Source organism: Pontibacter oryzae (assembly GCF_003576375.1).
Taxonomy (GTDB): Bacteria; Bacteroidota; Bacteroidia; order Cytophagales; family Hymenobacteraceae; genus Pontibacter; species Pontibacter oryzae.
The window spans coordinates 318,863-336,125 of the sequence record NZ_QWGE01000003.1 but is presented as its reverse complement, the minus strand read 5'-3'; the positions used below and the strand labels follow the sequence as shown (position 1 = coordinate 336,125).

The window sequence follows — 17,263 nt, the reverse complement described above, 5'->3', positions numbered from 1 at the left end:
TCTACTATGAAAACAGCTTTCCTTAACTATGCCCTGTACCTGCTATTGGTGCTACCCCTGCTTTTATTCTCTAAAAAGAAAGGTGAAGATTTCTGGTACTACCTGCTGGTGCTCTTCTTTTTCTTTTTAATAAACCAGTTTCTGCTGGACCTTCCGCGTTACCACCCCGAACTGCGGTTTATACAGGGAAACTGGAATTGGTCGGGCAAAGTACTGACATCCGCTTTTTCTATACTTTTCCTGGTGTTTTACCAAAGGTTATCTACAAAAGAAGCAGGGCTTACATTGCGCCAGAACGGGCCATTGAAGCTGCCGCTTATACTTGTCTTTCTGTTTATACTTGTGCGCACCATACTTGGAGGCGTGCTGGTGCCTGCGGAGACGCTGAATCTGGAAACACTGGCTTTCCAGCTGACCATGCCTACGCTGGACGAAGAATTGGCCTACAGAGGCATTATGCTGGCGCTGGTGAACAAGGCCACATGCCACAGTAAATTGTTTCGGAGCATTTCAATGGCTAACGTGGTAACTTCGCTGCTGTTTGGTTTTGTGCATGCGCTGTCGCTTTCCGTAGGATTTAAAGTTTCTTTTGAGCCGTTATACTTTGCGCAAACGTTCCTGCTCGGCCTTGGACTGGCTTATATCGTGGAGCGCACCGGAAGCCTGCTGTTACCTATGCTGGCGCACAGTTTCAGTAATTTTCTGCCCAACCTTGTAGCTATGCTAAAGTAACTGAAATATGGTGTAAGCTTCTAATACCGCCAGTTTGAGCGCAACGGTATGAAAGAGTTATCAAACTATGGGTGGGAAAAAAGAAGCCGCTCGCGTTGCCCAAAGGTTCCGCGGGCGGCTGAGATGTTTCTACAAAAAAGTAAGCTCGTTAAGTTGGTCCAGCATCCAGCCAGTGAGGCTGTAGCGGTTTCGCGTGGCTACCAGCACTTCGTGCGGGATAAGGTCGGCGCGGAAACAGGCCAGGCGGCCAGCTATTGGCAGTATGTCTACCTCTTCCTCGGAGCCATCCTCCTGGGGCAAGTATAAACGCAGGTTGCCGCCGTGTTCAGGCAGCCAGTTCTCGTTCAGGTAACAGATAAAGGACAGGCGGCGGTGGTCGTTCTCCTTAAACTGGTCGATGTGGCGCTGGTATACTGTGCCCGGAGGGTATACGGTAAAGTGAAACTCGAAATCCTTGAGGCCCAGGAAGCAGGTGCGGTTAATGTAGCGCATCACCTCGTGCATGCGGTCCAGGAAGACCTGCGTGGGCGGCAGCGCCTCCGAGGGCTCAATCCAACGGATAAAGTCGCCGCGCACCTCTTTGTCCACGGTAAACTGATCCGAGGAGCCAATGCCGGCTTTCTTAAACGTGCCCTGCTCTTTGTGGTGCGTGAGCACCTCCAGCAGGTCGCGCACCTCCTGCGGCTCCAGGAAATTATCTATAATGGCATAGCCCTTTTCGGACAAGCGGTCGGCGATCTGCTCGAATTTCAGGAGCAGTCTGTCTTCTAAAACTTCTTCAATCATCTGTAAAACGCTATACTTTGCTCAGGTTCAGGAGAAAAGCGTGCAAAAGTAACCGCTAAACTCATCGCTTGTATACTTATGGCGTTCCGGTAGGATAAATTATTTTTTCTGGCTCCAGAAGTATGATTTTAAAGGCCACAAGCGCAGCGAAATCATACTTTAATCTATTTTTTGTATCTTGTTGGAGCAGATGCGCAAGTATAAACTTTAAACAAACTACTGGCTTGGCCATTATGAAAAAGACAACCGTATTAATGCTGGCTGGCGGCCTTTCGGCCTTGTCGGCTTGCAAATCAACACAAAACAACACAACTGCCACTGGCATGACCACAGAAACAAGCACTACGGCCTCCGCAGAGGCAAAAGCATTAAATTACCCGAATACCAAAAAAGTAGACCATGTAGACGATTACTTCGGCACCAAAGTGGCCGACCCTTACCGCTGGCAGGAAACCCACGACGAGCAACTGGACGAGTGGATCGCCCAGCAGAACGAGGTAACGCAGGGCTACCTGAACAGCATCGACTTCCGCGACAAGATCAAAAACCGTCTGACCGAGATCTGGAACTACCCAAAGTACGGCGCTCCGTTTAAAGAGGGCGGCAAGTATTATTTCTTCAAGAACGATGGCCTGCAAAACCAGAGCGTGCTGTATGTGCAGGAGAGCCTGGAGGCCGAGCCGAAAGTGTTCTTCGACCCGAACAAGCTGAGCGCTGACGGCACAGTGGCCCTGACGGCGCTGGCCTTCTCCGATAACGGAAAGTACCTGGCCTACGGCACCTCCAGCGGCGGCTCCGACTGGAACACCTACCACGTTATGGAAACGGCCACCGGCAAAAAGCTGGACGACCAACTGGACTGGGTGAAGTTTTCGAGCCCAAGTTGGAGCGGCAACGGCTTCTTTTACAGCCGCTACGATGCCCCAACCGAAGGCAACAAGCTGGCCAACAAGAACGAGTTCCACAAAGTATACTACCACAAAATAGGCACGCCGCAGAGCCAGGACCAGCTGGTGCACGAAGATAAGGCGCACGCCTTGCGCAACTTCTACGCCCAAACTACTGATGACGAGCGCTTCCTGATTCTGAACGTGTCGGAGGGGGCAAGCGGAGCCAATGCGCTATACTACAAAGACCTGAAAGACGCCAAGGGCAGCATCAAGCCTGTGGTGGATAACTTCGAGAGCGAGTATAACGTGGTGGATAACTTCGGCGATAAGCTGCTGGTGATGACGAACAAAAACGCGCCGCGCTACCGCCTGGTAATGATCGACCCGAAAAATCCGCAGGAAGCGAATTGGAAAACCGTGGTGCCGGAGTCGCAGAACGTGATTCAGGGCGTGTCGGCGGTGGGCGGCCGCATTGTAGTGACTTACATGAAAGACGCAGCTAGCCAGGTGGTGGTGTACGACCAGAGCGGCAAGCAACTGACCACCGTGGAGCTGCCAACGCTGGGCACCGTGAGCGGATTTAGCGGCAAGCAGCAGGACAAAGAAGTATTCTTCACCTTCACCTCATTCACCTACCCGCCAACCATTTACCGCTACGATGTGGTAAACAACAAAGTAACGCAATTCCGCAAAACGGAGGTAAACGTAAACACCGATGCCTTCGAGACCAAGCAGGTATTCTATACTTCTAAGGATGGCACCAAGGTACCGATGTTTATCGTGCACAAAAAAGGCCTGAAACTGGATGGCACCAACCCGACGTATCTGTACGCTTACGGCGGTTTCAACATCTCGCTAACGCCAAGCTTTAGCATTGCCAACATGCTGTGGCTGGAGAACGGCGGCGTATATGCCATGCCAAACCTGCGCGGCGGCGGCGAGTACGGCGAAGACTGGCACAAAGCCGGCATGACGCCAAACAAGCAAAACGTTTTCGATGATTTTATCGCGGCAGCCGAGTACCTGATCGACCAAAAGTATACTTCCTCTGATAAACTGGCCGTGGCCGGTGGCTCTAACGGCGGCTTGTTGGTAGGTGCCTTCATGACGCAGCGCCCCGAACTGGCCAAAGTTGCCTTGCCAGCCGTGGGCGTGATGGACATGCTGCGCTTCCATAAGTTTACGATTGGCTGGGCCTGGGTGCCGGAGTATGGCTCTTCGGACGATGAGGCGCAGTTCAGAAACCTCTACACGTTCTCGCCGCTGCACAACATCAAGGAAGGCGTAAAATACCCGGCCACGCTAGTGAAAACCGCTGACCACGACGACCGCGTGGTGCCGGCGCACTCGTTCAAGTTTATCTCTGAGCTGCAGGACAAGGGCGCACCGGGCAACCCATACCTGATCCGGGTGGATGTACGCGCAGGCCACGGTGCCGGCAAGCCAACTTCGCTTGTAATTCAGGAATACGCCGATACCTATGCGTTCATCTATAAAAACATGGGCGTGAACCCGTACCAGCAAAACCAGTAACACCTAAGTATAAATCTGCCATTTATACTTTAGCCGCGCTTCCTGCTTCAGGTGGCGCGGCTTTTTTATGGGCTGAGGGTTTTTAAGGATAGAACAAAAGAACCTCGTGGCTGTGCCCGGCATATACTTTTTAGTATATTTAGGAAGCGCAATCAATTCACAAAGTATACTTTAAGGCATGAGCCAAGAACCTTCTAACCAAGCCGCCGGGGAGCTATACCTGGATTTTCGGCTTTCTTCCAGCCTTTACGAAGCAGCCTCCTGGGGAAAACTGCTGGCCATACTTGGCTTTGTGCTGGCTGCCGCTGTGCTGGTTTTCGGGCTTTTTCTGCTGCCTTACGTGCAAGTGCCAGCCTTGCAGCCAAACGGCTCGGATGTGGGTCTATCGGGCTTTGCCACCTTGCTATATGCGTTTATTGCGCTGGTGTACTTCTTCCCGTCGCTGTATCTCTACAATTTCTCCACTCAATTACAGCGCGGCTTGAAAGAGCAGAAACGGGAGCAGGTGCGCAAGGCCATCCGCCAGCTAAAAATCATGTTCAAGTTCCTGAGCATTATGCTGCTGCTGTTCCTGGTGCTGTTTGCGGGTTCGCTTGTGTTGCTGCTGGCCGGCACAAAAGTATAGGGTTTTTGAAGTATAGCCAGTTTTTTATACTTTAACAGTTCTGATCATGTCATTAAACAACTAATACATTGAAAATGGAAACAGACTTCTACGACAACACACCTGAGCCGCAGGCGCTTACCATTACACTGCCATCCACGGCTTACCTGCGCGAAATAGCCAAATGGGGTAAATTTTTAGCGATCGTTGGCTTTATAGGGATAGGGCTTATGGTGATTATAGCGCTGTTTGCCGGAACTGCCATAGGATCTTTGTCCCTGCCAGAGGAGTCTGGCGGTAGCGCAGCCGGCATGATTGGCGGAGGTTTCTTCATATTTTTTTACCTGCTTTTTGCGTTGTTATACTTCTTTCCGGTGCTATACCTGTACCGTTTTTCAGGTAAAATGCAGGAAGCGCTGCGCCTGCAAAACGAAGAGCTGCTTGTTACCTCCTTCGCAAACCTGAAGTCGCTTTTCAAGTTTATGGGCGTGCTTACTATTGTTATGCTGAGCTTTTACGTGTTGGCTATGCTGTTCGTGTTCTTAGGCGTGGGCATTGGCTCTATGATGTAAGCGGAATACAAACTATATTGAGTTAGAAAGCGCATCCGGAAACGGGTGCGCTTTCTTTTTTAGGCTGACCAAAGTATAGCGGCAGCGGCTATTCTTGCGTACCTTCGCAGGGAACCAAGTATAGCAAGCTATGAAATCAAGGGCAGGCGAAAGTGAGTTTACCGTACGCTCTAACGAGATAGATTACCGTGGCCAGGCAACCATGCCGGCACTGGTTGGTTACATGCAGGAAGCCGCCTGGGAAAATACCGCCAACCTGGGTATATCCATGTATGATCTGCTGGAGCGTGGCCTAACCTGGGTGTTACAGCGTATGCGCGTGGAAATGTTCCGGTACCCGGCGCACAACGATAAGATAACCGTGGAAACCTGGGCCTCGGGCCGAGAACGCGTTTTTTTGCACCGCGATTTCAGGATCTATAACCAAGCCCGCGAGTTGCTGGGGCAGGCAACCAGCGTATGGCTGGTGATGGATGTGGTGAAACGGCAACTGGTGTCGGTGCCCGATTTTATCATGGCCGTGGAAGTGGTGCCCGGAAGTGAGCCGCTGCCTTTCGCCAAAGGGAAGTTACCGCAGCTGCAAGCGGTGCAACACGAGCAGCAGATTCCTGTGCGCTGGCACGACATCGACCTGAACCGCCACGTAACCAACACTCGTTACCTGCAGTGGGCCCTCGATACGTTGCCGCTAGACTTACTGGAGCAAAACCAACTGCAGCAACTCGACATCATCTTTAAATCAGAAAGTATACTTGGCGATACGGTTACGTCGGCTGCTGCGCCTGCCACGGAGGGGGAAAATGTATACTTGCACCAACTCACCAGCCAGGCCACCGGCAAAGAACTGGTGCAGGCCCAAACAGCGTGGAGAAAGTTAGAAAGTTAGAAAGTTAGAAAGTTAGAAAGAGGGTGTTATAACACGCCGTGTAGCAAACAGCCATTTAACAATTAAACCATCTAGTCATCCAACAACTTAACAATCAACAACCAGCAATAAATACTTAAGCATGAACATAAGAAAAGGAACGATAGACGATTTGCCGCAGGTACACGGCCTGATCAGGGAGCTGGCGGAGTTTGAGCGCGCACCGCTGGAGGTAACCACCACGGTGGAGGAAATGGAACGCGACGGCTTCGGCGAAAACCCGATCTATAAGTTTTTTGTGGCTGAAGGGGCCGAGGGAATTGTGGGCATTGCGTTATACTACACGGCATACTCTACCTGGAAGGGCCGCACCTTATACTTGGAGGATTTGGTGGTAACCGAGCGCCTGCGCCGGCAGGGCGTGGGCCGTAAGCTGTTTAATGCCGTAGCCCAGGAGGCAAAAGACACAGGCGCCAAGCGTTTCAGGTGGCAGGTGCTGGAGTGGAACGAGCCGGCCATTGCCTTCTACAAGACCATCGGTGCCGACCTGGACGGCGAATGGATAAACTGCACCATGACGGAAGAGCAGATCCAGAAATACGGTATCTAGCGCCAGCCCTAACTAAAAGAACCGTATCCCGAGGTGCTCTGGAAGCTACCCCGGGATACGGTTTTATACTTTCTGAGGGGCAGAAACTATTGCTGCTCTCCGCGCTCTACGTTTACACCCACTACTTCCAGCATCGTCCGGAAGGAGGCATACTTGCCCGCGTAACGCTCGTTTACTTTTTGCTGCAGCGCCGGCGAGTGCTCCCGCTGGTACTCCTGCAAATCGGCCACGCTGCGGCAAGTATACTGCACGGCGTAGGTGGTGCCACCTGTATCTTCCTCGCCCATCACGCGGCAAATCTGGTTCGCCAGAAAATAGCCTGTACCCATCACCTCCGGTATGTGCACGTCTTTCATCCACTGCAGCCACTCATCGGCCACATTGTTATCTATGCTGACTGTTACGTTGTACAATATCATACTTCAAATTTACGAAAATCTGCGGTAAGGTGGGCAAAGTATAAAAAGAACGGCCTGTGCTTGCAGTGCACAGGCCGTTGCTTATACGCGTTTGTTTAAGGTGAGAATGCAGATTATTTACAGCTCCAGCGCCCTACGGTTCCATCGTAGTAACCGTCGGCGGGGTTAGGTTGATACGCCAGAACCAGCGGTTTGTTGTCGGCCTGTGGCAGAAGTTGTAATTGCCCCTGGCTAAGCTGCAGGTAAATCACGCCATCCGGGTTTACAACAGCACGCAGTGTATTGGTTCTGTTATTAACCTGGTAGATGTTGTTGCTGTTAAGGCCGGTGGCCGTGAGCTCCGTAATCTTGTAGGCTTTGTGGTGAGAGATTGCTCCTGATTGCGCCAATGTGGCTTTGCTTTCGCTTTCGAGTTTGCCCCCGAGCCACAGGTCTTCGCCCAGGCAGTTGGAGGTGTTGGCAATCAGGTCGAAATAAACCTCGTCGGATGAGTTCTCTATGGCAGCCACCGTTACAGGCGAGGCCTGTGTGGATACGGCGTTAGCGGTAGCCTCTTGCTGGTCCGTGGCTTTGGGCTCTACGCGTGCGGAGCAGGCTGCCAGGATAAACAAAGGTGCTAGTAAGAAAACAAATCGGTTTAAATCGGAAGTTACAGAAGTAAAGATTTTATTCATAGGCATAAATAGAGTTTTAACTATATCTATTTATACTTTGGCATACTGTAAAATGTTGTGTAAAGGTATGACTATTTCAAAAATAGCAACTATATATGCTTTTGATAAGCAATAGGTTATAAGATTTATGTATTGTGTTTGCTTTATTAAATCGGCTCCAGATAGTCCAGCTCTTTCGAAAAGGTTTCTTCTAAGGTAAAGATAGATACGATGGCAATGGCCAGGCACACGGCAGCCAGCAGCATGGCCGTGGGCAGGAAGCCCAAAGGGTGGCGCAGGGCCTCAAAGGTGAGGGTGAGCGGAACCACGGCCCCGCGCACAAAATTAGGCACTGTAGTGGTAACGGTGGCGCGTATGTTGGTGCCAAACTGCTCTGCGGCAATCGTTATAAACACGGCCCAGTAGCCACTGGCAAAACCCAGGGCGGTGCAAAGCAGGTAAAACCGGTTGATAGAGAAATCGCGGCCGAGTAGCATCATTAGTATAAACACGGCAGACAGCCCCAGAAAAGCCATAACCACCTTGCGGCGGCTGCCCAGGCGCTGGCTCAGGTACCCGCTTATCAGGTCGCCGAAGGTAAGGCCCAGGTAACAGAACGATACGGCCTTGCCCGCCGATACCGCTTCCTGCACGCCAAGCTCTACGCCAAACTCCGGGGAGAAAGTGATGAGAATGCCTACCACAAACCAGATCGGGATGCCGATAAGTATGCATTTCAGGTATTTCCAAAAACGCTTGCCATTTGTGAAAAGGCTCAGGAAATTTCCACGTGTAACATCCTCCACGGCCTTTACATTCTTAAACATGCTGGACTCATACACGCCCAGGCGCAAAAAGAGCAGCAGCAAACCAAGCCCGCCACCAATGAAGTATGCCGTGCGCCAGCCAAAATAATCACCGACCGCGCCAGCAATTACCGCCCCCGAGATGCCGATGGTAGCTACGATCATGGTGCCGTAGCCGCGCTTCTCTTTGGGCAGCACCTCGCTTACCAGGGTGATGCCCGCTCCCAGCTCACCAGCAAGGCCCAGGCCAGCCACAAAGCGCAGGAAAGCATACATGTAAATATCCTGCACGAAGCCATTCATAATGTTGGCAATGGAGTACAGGAAGATCGAACCAAAGAGCACAGAGAGCCTGCCACGCTTATCGCCGAGAATGCCCCAGCCAATACCGCCCAACAGCATGCCCGCCATTTGCATGTTCAGGAGTAAAACGCCCTTCTCCAGCAGCTCCGATTGCGCGGTAATGCCCAACTCCTGTAGGCTCGGGATGCGCACAATGCTGAAAAGCACCAGGTCATAAATATCTACGAAGTAGCCAAGGGCGGCCACAATAACGGCAGCATTTAAAAGTATACTCTTTTCAGAAAGCTTAGCAGGCGCTGACATAGGCATATATTTTTGATATCTAATATAGTGCTTCTGCGCTAAACACAAAACAATGGCCCGGCGGCCTGCGCGCAGAAGCTAATTTTATAGTAGCTTAGGGTGTGGCAAAATGCTTACGTTATACTTACTATGGCAGAACTAGGAAAGAAACTACAGCTTAAGAAAGACAAAAGCCTGCTGTTGCTGCAGGCCTCCGAGGAAGTGGTGCAGGCGCTGGCACAAGAGGCATACTCGTTTACCCGCGCCGACGAAGCGCCAAGTATAGGAATGTATGATGCCGTGCTGCAGTTTGTGCAAAGCGCTGCCGAGCTCGACTCGCTGGGGCCACAGGCGCTTGCTTTGCTGCAGCCAAACGGCATACTCTGGATTGCCTATCCCAAGAAATCATCCGGCATAAAAACAGACCTGAACCGCGATAAGGGCTGGCAAACCATGAAAGACTTGGGCTATGAGGGCGTGCGGCAGGTGGCTGTAAATGAAGTATGGTCGGCGTTGCGGTTCCGGCACCAAAGCGAACGGCCCGAGGCTTCTATGTTTGGCGTGGATATGCCGGGCATAGATCGCACAACTAAAACAGTGGCGATCCCAGGCGACCTCCGCACAGCCCTGGAAGAAGCCGGCTTGCTGCAGGCTTTTGAAGGTATGGCATTTACGCACCGCAAAGAGTATGTAGTGGCCATACTGGAAGCTAAAAAGTCCGAAACGCGTGCCCGCCGCATAGCCAAAACAATAGGAGGCGTTGCCAAACTAGCGCAGGCTAAAGTATAGATAGGAGACATAAAAAAGAGGTGCAGCAACCTGCTGCACCTCTTTTTTATACTTAAAAGTAGGCCGTGGCTATTCCTGGATAGAAACAGGAAAGGCTGCCATAATATCAGTCTCGCCTTTGTTAGCATCGCTGGTAGCGCCTTTCAGGCCTGGCTGGTGCTTCAGGGTGATAGTTAAAGTACCTGAACCTGCATTGGTGGTAGTTACAGTAGCTGCCAAACCAAGCGGACGGTTGTTCGCGTCTTTATCGATTTTCTGGGCAGTTAGCAGGTTACTCGGGTTTGCCACCCAGAACAGCTCATGGTCGTTACCTTCCGTCCGGATCTCGCTTGTGATATCGCCGGCGCCATTCGGGCTATCGTCTGCTATGGTAATGGTGGCGTTGTATGTTGTGTTTGGTTTAAGCGCCATCGTTTCGATGGTTGGTGCTGCCCCTCCGTCGCCGTCAGGGTCTGTAAACGTCGCTATCACGGTGCCTCCTTTGCCTTCCGGAACCAGCGTGACCGTCATGGTCGTGATCAGTTCCTCGTCATCAAGTGGCTCAGGATCGTCGCTGTCCTTGCAGGCAGTGGCAGAGACTAAAAGTGAGCCTAACAGAAATGCGCTTAAGTAAGGTCTGAATAATTTTTTCATAATATTCGTGTTTAAGAGTGTACAACAATACGGTGTTTTAATTTGAAATGATGCTTTAGATCAGGATTTGCTAAAGTTGAAGGGCACCCGGATGTGGAACATGATCAGGCGGCCCGGCTCATCGGCAAAATAGCGCAGCTTGTTCAGGTACTCGCGGTAAACAGTGTTCAGGAGGTTATTGCCCGTAACACTGATTTCGACGGGCTGGCGGCCAAAATGCACGGTGGTGCCGGCCTTGGCCGTCAACAGGAAGTAGCCAGCCGGGGCCGGTGCGTAATCCTGCTCGCTTTTGGTGGGTACCCGTTTCTGCTCGGCCACATACACACCACCTACAGATACATAAGCATCTGTAACTTTGCTCCCTTCCCCGATCTTCCCGAAATCATAGTGCAAGCTGTTATCGAAGCGGTTGGAGGGCATGTAAACCAGATAATCGTCGGTGTCGAGGTTGCGCGCGTAAAGCACAGAGGTCTTTGACTCTAGCTTAAGGCCCGGCACAAAAGTATAGTTTAAGCTTAGGTCGGCCCCGGTTAGGGTGGCATCGGCCTGGGTATACTTAAATGCCGGGTAAGCGCCGCGGGTGGTTAGCCTAGGCTCTGCCTGCGGGGCCAGGTAAATAAAATTGCTGATATAGTTATGATAAAGACTCAGGGTGCCGTTGAGGCGTAAGTTACCATAGTAATCCGTGGAGAGCTCAAAATTGTACGCCTGCTCCGAAGTAAGCGTCGAGTCGCCTTCCTCGTAAGTTGCCGCGCTATGGTGCACGCCCTGGCTAAACAGCTCATTGGCACCCGGTGCGCGCCAGGCAGAGGTAGCGCTCAAGCCAAACGTTAGGTGGTAGCCTACGTCATACATCGCCCCGATGGTGCCAGACACGTTATTGAAATCATACTCGGGCTTTTGTAACTCGCGGTCATTTTCGAGCCTTTTCACCAGCAGGTGCTTGTAATCGTAGCGCAGGCCGGCCTCCAGTTGCAGCCTGTCTTTCTGCCAGCGCTCTATGGCGAAAGCGCCCACCGTGGTTCCTGTAAAGTATGGCAGGAAGGCACTGTACTCATACACGTTGCGCTGATAAATGCTGCTAACGCCCACAGAGCCGGTAAAGCGGCCCAAAGGTTTGTGCGCAAACACGGTCTCGGTAGTATGGGTGTTAAGTATAAGCTGAAGCGAAGGCTTTGTCGGGCTGCTGCGCTGGATGTCATACTCCTGGCGCATGTTGCGCTGCCAGCCATACACAAACTCCAGCTTGCCCGCGTTGCCCAACTGCCAGAAGCCTTTTGCCTTTAGCAAGTTGTGGTGCACATCCTGGTAGGGCCGGCTAATGTCGTAGGTAAACGCCACATTGTCTGCATTGCTGGGCTTGCCGCGCGCAATGGCACCAAGCAAATCGGTTAAGTTGCCAATATGCGACTCTTTCAGGATGCCTAACTTGGTGTTGAACTGGCTGAAGAAAACCTCTGCCCCGAACTGCTCTTTATTATAGCCCAGCGCTGCTGAGAAGTTTTGCTCCCTCAGGCCCGTGTTCTCCAGGTAATAGTCTGGGGTGGTGGCGTTGCCGGCTTTCTTTAAGGTGCCCTGCAGGCGCCAGCTCAGCGGAGGTACTTTACTTAGGTTGCCCTCCACCATGGCAGATGTTGCCAGCTGGCGGTTATTAGTGCTGCCCAGCAAATGTAGGTCGCCGCTTATGCCGGGCACGCTGCGCAAAGGCTTCGGCTCAACAATAATAACGCCGCCAATGGCATCGGCTCCGTAGCGCACGCCGGCCGCACCTTTAATCACGCGCATCTCGGAAGCTACAAAAGGGTCTATCTCCGGGGCGTGCTCCGAGCCCCACTGCTGCCCCTCCTGCCGTACGCCGTTGTTCAGCAGCAGCACGCGGTTGCTATGCAAGCCATGTATAACGGGCTTTGATATATTCGGGCCGGTTTGCAGGGTTGTTACACCGGCAATGCCTTTTAGGGTTTCGGCCAGGGCCAGCCCACGGGTTTGCTCCAGCTCACGGCCCTCCAGTGTTTGCTGCGATTGCGCCTGCTCTTTCAGGTGGGCACCAGTAATTTCTACAGTGCTCAGGGTTTTGGCGTCGGCATGCAGCTGCAGGTTTCGGGCCGTGGAGCCGGTGAGCTTTACAGGAAAGTCTTCCTGCTGATACCCGATATAAGTAACCCGCAAAGTATAACTGCCTTGGCAAAGCTGGTGAAAATGGTAATTGCCATACGCATCCGATACTGCGGCCCTGTCTAGTTCCGGGATATAAACGGTGGCTCCGATCAGCACTTCACGCGAGTCGTGGTCCAGTGTTTTGCCCGAAATGGTAAGCCCACAATCCTGGCTGATATCAATAAGAGCCGGGGCGGGTAACATTTGAGCCAATACCTGTGGCACATACACGCTAAGCAGCGCCAGTGTCAATGGCACAATCTTTTGAAGTTTTCTGAGAGTCAACACTTCTTCTGGTTTTCAGCAATAAAAAGTGGCAGCTAAAGCTATAGCCGCTTCGCCCTGCAACGGCAAACATACGCCATAGGGCCTTAAAAGTATACCTGGGGATACTGTGCGCCTACCAGTGGCATACTATAAAGTATAACCGCAACAGGCACGGGTCTGCTAAAAACTAGGCCACGGGCGGGCCACGGAGAAAGTATAGGTTGGGCGCGCTGCCTTGCCAGCTGTATGTATAAACAGCGGCATACACAGCATTATAAGTGATAGGGGTAAAATCAACGGAAAGCGCAGTGCCCTGGTACGGCGTGTTAAACACATCTTCTACCTGGCAGTGCTTGTGCTTCATGCCAATTTGCGCCTTATGCGGATCGGTATGCTCTGTATGGACGGTATGCGTATGCGCATGCAGCTCTTGGATGAGCGCATCAGGCACCATTGCCCTGCAGAACAGCAGCAGCAGCGCCAGGGCGATATAATGGGTATAGCGATACACGGTTCAGTTCACGAACATAATCAAATATACATTAAATTCCACAATGTTGCATTTAGGTTTGCGCTTCTTTTTCTGCCGGGGCCGCCAAGCGCAAGTATAAAACCTGCCGCCGCCGGTAGTATTTACAGCCGTAAGCTGACAAGCTGTCACGGTGAGAGCCTCTGGAACAGGATTTGAATGCCCTGTTTGTACATTATTAATCTGTAAAAGATCAATCTAACATATAAAGTATAGACAATGGAAGAAAGAGGTAATATCTCCATCCACACCGAGAATATTTTTCCGATCATCAAGAAATTCCTGTACTCCGACCACGAGATTTTCCTGCGCGAGCTGGTAAGCAACGCCGTGGACGCTACCCAGAAAATGAAGCGCCTTTCCTCTATCGGGGAGTTCACCGGCGACCTGGGCGAGCTGAAGGTAAAGGTTGAGGTAGACAAAGAGGCAAGAACCATCACCATTTCCGATAATGGTATTGGTATGACGGCCGAGGAGATCAAGAAGTACATTAACCAGATTGCCTTTTCAGGTGCCACCGAGTTTGTGGAGCGCTACAAGGAAACCGGCGGCGACAAAGACCAGATTATCGGGCAGTTTGGTTTGGGCTTCTACTCCGCCTTTATGGTGTCTGACCGCGTAGAGATCATTACCAAGTCTTACAAGGATGGCACCGAGCCGGCCCATTGGACCTGCGACGGTAGCACCGAGTTTGCCATTGCCCCTGCGCACAAGGAAACCAGAGGCACCAACGTGGTGCTGAACGTAACCGAGGATTCCGAAGAGTTCCTGGAGCCGATGCGCATCAGAACCATCTTGGAGAAATACTGCAAGTTCTTGCCGGTGGCGGTAGAGTTTGAAGGCGAGGTTATTAACAACCCGAACCCGATCTGGACCAAACAACCATCCGAGCTGACGGACGAGGACTATAAGGAGTTCTACAAAGAGCTGTACCCGATGTCGGAGGCGCCATTGTTCTGGATCCACCTCAACGTGGACTATCCGTTTAACCTGACGGGTATTTTATACTTCCCTAAGCTGAAGAACGACTTTGAGGTGCAGCGCAACAAGATACAGCTGTACTCGCGCCAGGTGTTTATTACCGATGAGGTAAAAGACGTGGTGCCGGAGTTCCTGATGCTGCTGCACGGCGTTATCGACTCGCCGGACATTCCGCTGAACGTGAGCCGCTCGTTCCTGCAGGCCGATTCCAGCGTGAAGAAGATCAACACGTACATCACCAAAAAAGTAGCCGACAAGCTGAACGAGATCTTCAAGAAAGACCGCACCGCTTTCGAGACCAACTGGGATGACATCAGCGTGTTTGTGAAGTATGGCATGCTGAGCGACGACAAGTTCTATGAAAAAGCGAAGGATTTTGTGCTGCTGCAGAACACCGAAGGCAAATACTATACTATAGAAGAGTATAAGGCGCTGGTACAAGCCAACCAAACCGATAAGAACGAGCAGCTTGTAATGCTTTATACTTCTGATGCCGAAAAGCAGCATGCCTTTGTGGAAGCGGCCCAAAGCCGTAGTTACGATGTCCTGAAGCTGGATACCGTGATAGACAGCCACTTTATTGGCATGTTGGAGCAGAAGCTGGAGAAAACTACCCTCAAGCGTGTTGACTCCGAAACCGTTAACAAGCTGATCGAGCGCGACGAGACCAAGGAAAGCGTTCTGAACGACACCGAGAAAGAAGAGCTAAAAGGCGTGTACGAGCAGGCCATCGATAACAAGAACATGATGGTTGAGGTAGCGCCAATGTCGCCAGACGATGCGCCGGTAGTGATTACGCTGCCAGAGTTTATGCGCCGCATGAAGGACATGAGCCGCGCAGGCGGTGGCGGTATGATGTTCATGGGCGACATGCCGGACACGTATAACGTAACCATCAACGCGAACCACCCGCTTAACCAGCGCGTGCTCAAGGCCGAGGAAAAGTCGAAAATGGCCCGCCAGGCCTTCGACCTTGCCCTGCTATCGCAGAACATGCTTTCGGGTGCCGCGCTTACCAACTTCGTGAAGCGCAGTTTCGAGATTATGACGAACGAATAAGCGCGCAGGGCGTAAGATAGAAGTATACTTCAGTTTTGCCCTGCACCCTTAAATGGGTTTTTAAGATACCTGACAGTTTAATTACCTAAAGGCAGTGCCCCGCGCGGGTGCTGCCTTTTCGCTTTTAATGGGCCCTAAAGTATAAATGAAACTTACAGGCGGCAGGCGTAGTTATAGGTGGCGACAAGCATATTGGCGCTTATACTTATAATGTGCATCTTTACGTTTAGTATAAAAGCTAACTTGCGTCATTATTAAGTCGTTTCGGTGGTTTAAGAGCAGCGCCAAGTGCCTGTGCCAACCATCAAGCAGTTTATCCGCCCAACTATAGAAATTCAGATTTGAAGACCTCCGTTTATACTTTGGTGATAGGTGTTGTATTGCTTAGCCTGGGCAGCTGCGGCCAGCCCAAGTGGAACAGCGATTATAACCTGAACATGGCGCGCCTGAAGGAAAGCAGCAAAACCGACGCCCTGGCCTCAGCCGACACTACCAAGCCCGCCACCGTGGATATGAAAAACCCGCTGGAGGAGGAGATGAAGGAGAAGGCCCGCAAGCGCAAGCAAAAGCATAACAAGAGGTATTTTCTGGGCCAGAAAGTAAAGCGGGGCTATACTAAAAGCGGCGGCCGCTACAAAGAAACCGTCGAGACGTTTAGCTACCTGCCCGAGCACGTGGAACCTAACGAGTACGCGCCCTACAAATATTACTTCGATGCGAAAAAGGGCAAACTGGCCCGCTCAGCCTCAAACGTAGAGGATACAGACCGCTATAAAGTGCTGCACGGCCCCTACGAGAAAACCATAAACGGCGAGGTGGTGGAGGAAGGATATTTCTACATCGGCACCAAGCACCTGCGCTGGGAGAAATACCGCAACAACGACGACCATACCCTGGTTGATAAAGAACACTACGAGAAAGGCTTTCTACGCGACGCCGTGGTAACATACTATGGCGATACCAAAAAGATAAAAGAGGTTATACCTTACGAGTATGGCGAGGTGCAGGGGACATACTATCGCTTTTACGAGAACGGCCAGTTAGAGTGGAGCGGGCAGTACCAGAAAGGCCGTAAGGTTGGCGTCTGGATAAACTACTACGATTTCCGGAACCGCCGCCACTACGAGTACCAGTATCCCGAAACCGCTTACGACAAGGCCCACGAGCCTTTCCTGATCCGGGAGTATGACCGCCATGCCACCCCTATCTACGAGCGCGGCAAGTTTGATAAGCGTTCGCAGGCAAGCAGCAAGTAATTTGCAGTTATACGTTGTTGGCGCGGGTTAAAACGGATGCCTCATACTTTTCTGAAACGGTGATCAAGTTAAAGCTATTCTTCAGACTTAGCATACGGCTGCTGCTAAGCTTCTGATGTATCTTGGTTAGTAAAAGGCATCTTCAATGTGATGTATGGTTGGCGGCGTTGTCAGGGTAACCGAGATAATGTCGAACCGGATTTCCTGTTCCCACCCCTGCGCAAGTATAAACTCCTCGGCTGCGCCCAGCAGCAGCTCCTCTTTGCGGGTATTAACCGCCTCCTCCGGATATCCGTACCTATCAGTAGACCTGGTTTTCACCTCCACGAACACCAACAGGTTCTCTATTTGCGCAATGATGTCTATTTCGGCGCGTTTAAACCGGTAGTTCTGCCGCAGTACCACATAGCCTTGTGCACGCAGGTAAGCTGCCGCGTGGTTTTCGCCCAGTTGCCCGGTGCGGAGGTGCTCGCTTATTTGAGAAGCCATATAAATCTTGTACTTTGCAGGCAGCTAAGGCTGTTGCACAACTTAGCA

Annotated in this window: 17 protein-coding genes; 9 read left to right on the top strand and 8 right to left on the bottom strand. The window is 51.7% G+C overall.

The window, feature by feature from the left end; genetic code table 11:
• The first annotated feature begins 6 nt into the window (after positions 1-6).
• The gene (locus D1627_RS10265) at positions 7-732 is read left to right on the top strand and encodes a CPBP family intramembrane glutamic endopeptidase (protein WP_119432152.1); all 726 of its coding nucleotides are present in this window, start codon (positions 7-9) and stop codon (positions 730-732) included.
• A 129-nt stretch (positions 733-861) separates the two neighbouring features.
• Here D1627_RS10265 and D1627_RS10260 read toward each other — a convergent pair whose 3' ends face one another.
• Positions 862-1,518 carry a 2OG-Fe(II) oxygenase gene (locus D1627_RS10260; protein ID WP_119432151.1) on the bottom strand — a complete coding sequence of 219 codons (657 nt, stop codon included), beginning with the start codon at positions 1,516-1,518 and terminating at the stop codon, positions 862-864.
• A gap of 233 nt (positions 1,519-1,751) precedes the next feature.
• On the opposite strand from D1627_RS10260, the gene D1627_RS10255 reads away from it, so the two are divergent.
• The 5 genes from D1627_RS10255 (at position 1,752) to D1627_RS10235 (ending at position 6,592) form a co-directional block, all read left to right on the top strand.
• Complete coding sequence (locus D1627_RS10255) at positions 1,752-3,941, top strand: prolyl oligopeptidase family serine peptidase (RefSeq protein WP_119432150.1); 2,190 nt, start codon at positions 1,752-1,754, stop codon at positions 3,939-3,941.
• Between the two features lie 178 nt (positions 3,942-4,119).
• Complete coding sequence (locus D1627_RS10250; protein ID WP_119432149.1) at positions 4,120-4,566, top strand: hypothetical protein; 447 nt, start codon at positions 4,120-4,122, stop codon at positions 4,564-4,566.
• A gap of 74 nt (positions 4,567-4,640) precedes the next feature.
• Positions 4,641-5,117 carry a DUF5362 family protein gene (locus tag D1627_RS10245; RefSeq protein WP_119432148.1) on the top strand — a complete coding sequence of 159 codons (477 nt, stop codon included), beginning with the start codon at positions 4,641-4,643 and terminating at the stop codon, positions 5,115-5,117.
• A gap of 130 nt (positions 5,118-5,247) precedes the next feature.
• Entirely contained in the window at positions 5,248-6,003 is a 756-nt protein-coding gene (locus D1627_RS10240; protein WP_119432147.1) for an acyl-[acyl-carrier-protein] thioesterase, read from the top strand.
• A 121-nt stretch (positions 6,004-6,124) separates the two neighbouring features.
• The gene (locus D1627_RS10235) at positions 6,125-6,592 is read left to right on the top strand and encodes a GNAT family N-acetyltransferase (protein WP_119432146.1); all 468 of its coding nucleotides are present in this window, start codon (positions 6,125-6,127) and stop codon (positions 6,590-6,592) included.
• 86 nt (positions 6,593-6,678) lie between these two features.
• On the opposite strand, the gene D1627_RS10230 is transcribed toward D1627_RS10235, so the two are convergent.
• From D1627_RS10230 to D1627_RS10220, 3 genes are all read right to left on the bottom strand, one after another.
• Positions 6,679-7,011: a DUF4286 family protein gene (locus D1627_RS10230; RefSeq protein WP_119432145.1), complete on the bottom strand. Its 333-nt coding sequence runs from the start codon at positions 7,009-7,011 to the stop codon at positions 6,679-6,681.
• Positions 7,012-7,124: 113 nt separating this feature from the next.
• Entirely contained in the window at positions 7,125-7,685 is a 561-nt protein-coding gene (locus tag D1627_RS10225) for a hypothetical protein (protein ID WP_119432144.1), read from the bottom strand.
• A gap of 146 nt (positions 7,686-7,831) precedes the next feature.
• Positions 7,832-9,076 carry an MFS transporter gene (locus D1627_RS10220; RefSeq protein ID WP_394342577.1) on the bottom strand — a complete coding sequence of 415 codons (1,245 nt, stop codon included), beginning with the start codon at positions 9,074-9,076 and terminating at the stop codon, positions 7,832-7,834.
• A 129-nt stretch (positions 9,077-9,205) separates the two neighbouring features.
• On the opposite strand from D1627_RS10220, the gene D1627_RS10215 reads away from it, so the two are divergent.
• Positions 9,206-9,844 (top strand): YdeI/OmpD-associated family protein, encoded by a 639-nt coding sequence (locus D1627_RS10215; protein ID WP_119432142.1) that lies wholly within the window; start codon positions 9,206-9,208, stop codon positions 9,842-9,844.
• 69 nt (positions 9,845-9,913) lie between these two features.
• On the opposite strand, the gene D1627_RS10210 is transcribed toward D1627_RS10215, so the two are convergent.
• From D1627_RS10210 to D1627_RS10200, 3 genes are all read right to left on the bottom strand, one after another.
• Positions 9,914-10,477 (bottom strand): hypothetical protein, encoded by a 564-nt coding sequence (locus D1627_RS10210; RefSeq protein WP_119432141.1) that lies wholly within the window; start codon positions 10,475-10,477, stop codon positions 9,914-9,916.
• 60 nt (positions 10,478-10,537) lie between these two features.
• A complete protein-coding gene (locus D1627_RS10205; protein WP_147383270.1) occupies positions 10,538-12,892 on the bottom strand; it encodes a TonB-dependent receptor in 2,355 nt (784 codons plus the stop codon).
• A 196-nt stretch (positions 12,893-13,088) separates the two neighbouring features.
• Complete coding sequence (locus D1627_RS10200) at positions 13,089-13,412, bottom strand: hypothetical protein (protein WP_119432139.1); 324 nt, start codon at positions 13,410-13,412, stop codon at positions 13,089-13,091.
• A gap of 237 nt (positions 13,413-13,649) precedes the next feature.
• On the opposite strand from D1627_RS10200, the gene htpG reads away from it, so the two are divergent.
• Both htpG and D1627_RS10190 read left to right on the top strand, forming a co-directional pair.
• Positions 13,650-15,470, top strand: a complete 1,821-nt coding sequence (htpG, locus tag D1627_RS10195) for a molecular chaperone HtpG (protein ID WP_119432138.1) — start codon at positions 13,650-13,652, stop codon at positions 15,468-15,470.
• A 341-nt stretch (positions 15,471-15,811) separates the two neighbouring features.
• The gene (locus tag D1627_RS10190; protein ID WP_119432137.1) at positions 15,812-16,726 is read left to right on the top strand and encodes a toxin-antitoxin system YwqK family antitoxin; all 915 of its coding nucleotides are present in this window, start codon (positions 15,812-15,814) and stop codon (positions 16,724-16,726) included.
• A 126-nt stretch (positions 16,727-16,852) separates the two neighbouring features.
• Here the strand turns inward: D1627_RS10190 and D1627_RS10185 are convergent, their stop codons facing one another.
• Complete coding sequence (locus D1627_RS10185) at positions 16,853-17,215, bottom strand: YraN family protein (RefSeq protein WP_119432136.1); 363 nt, start codon at positions 17,213-17,215, stop codon at positions 16,853-16,855.
• Between the last annotated feature and the right edge of the window lie 48 nt (positions 17,216-17,263).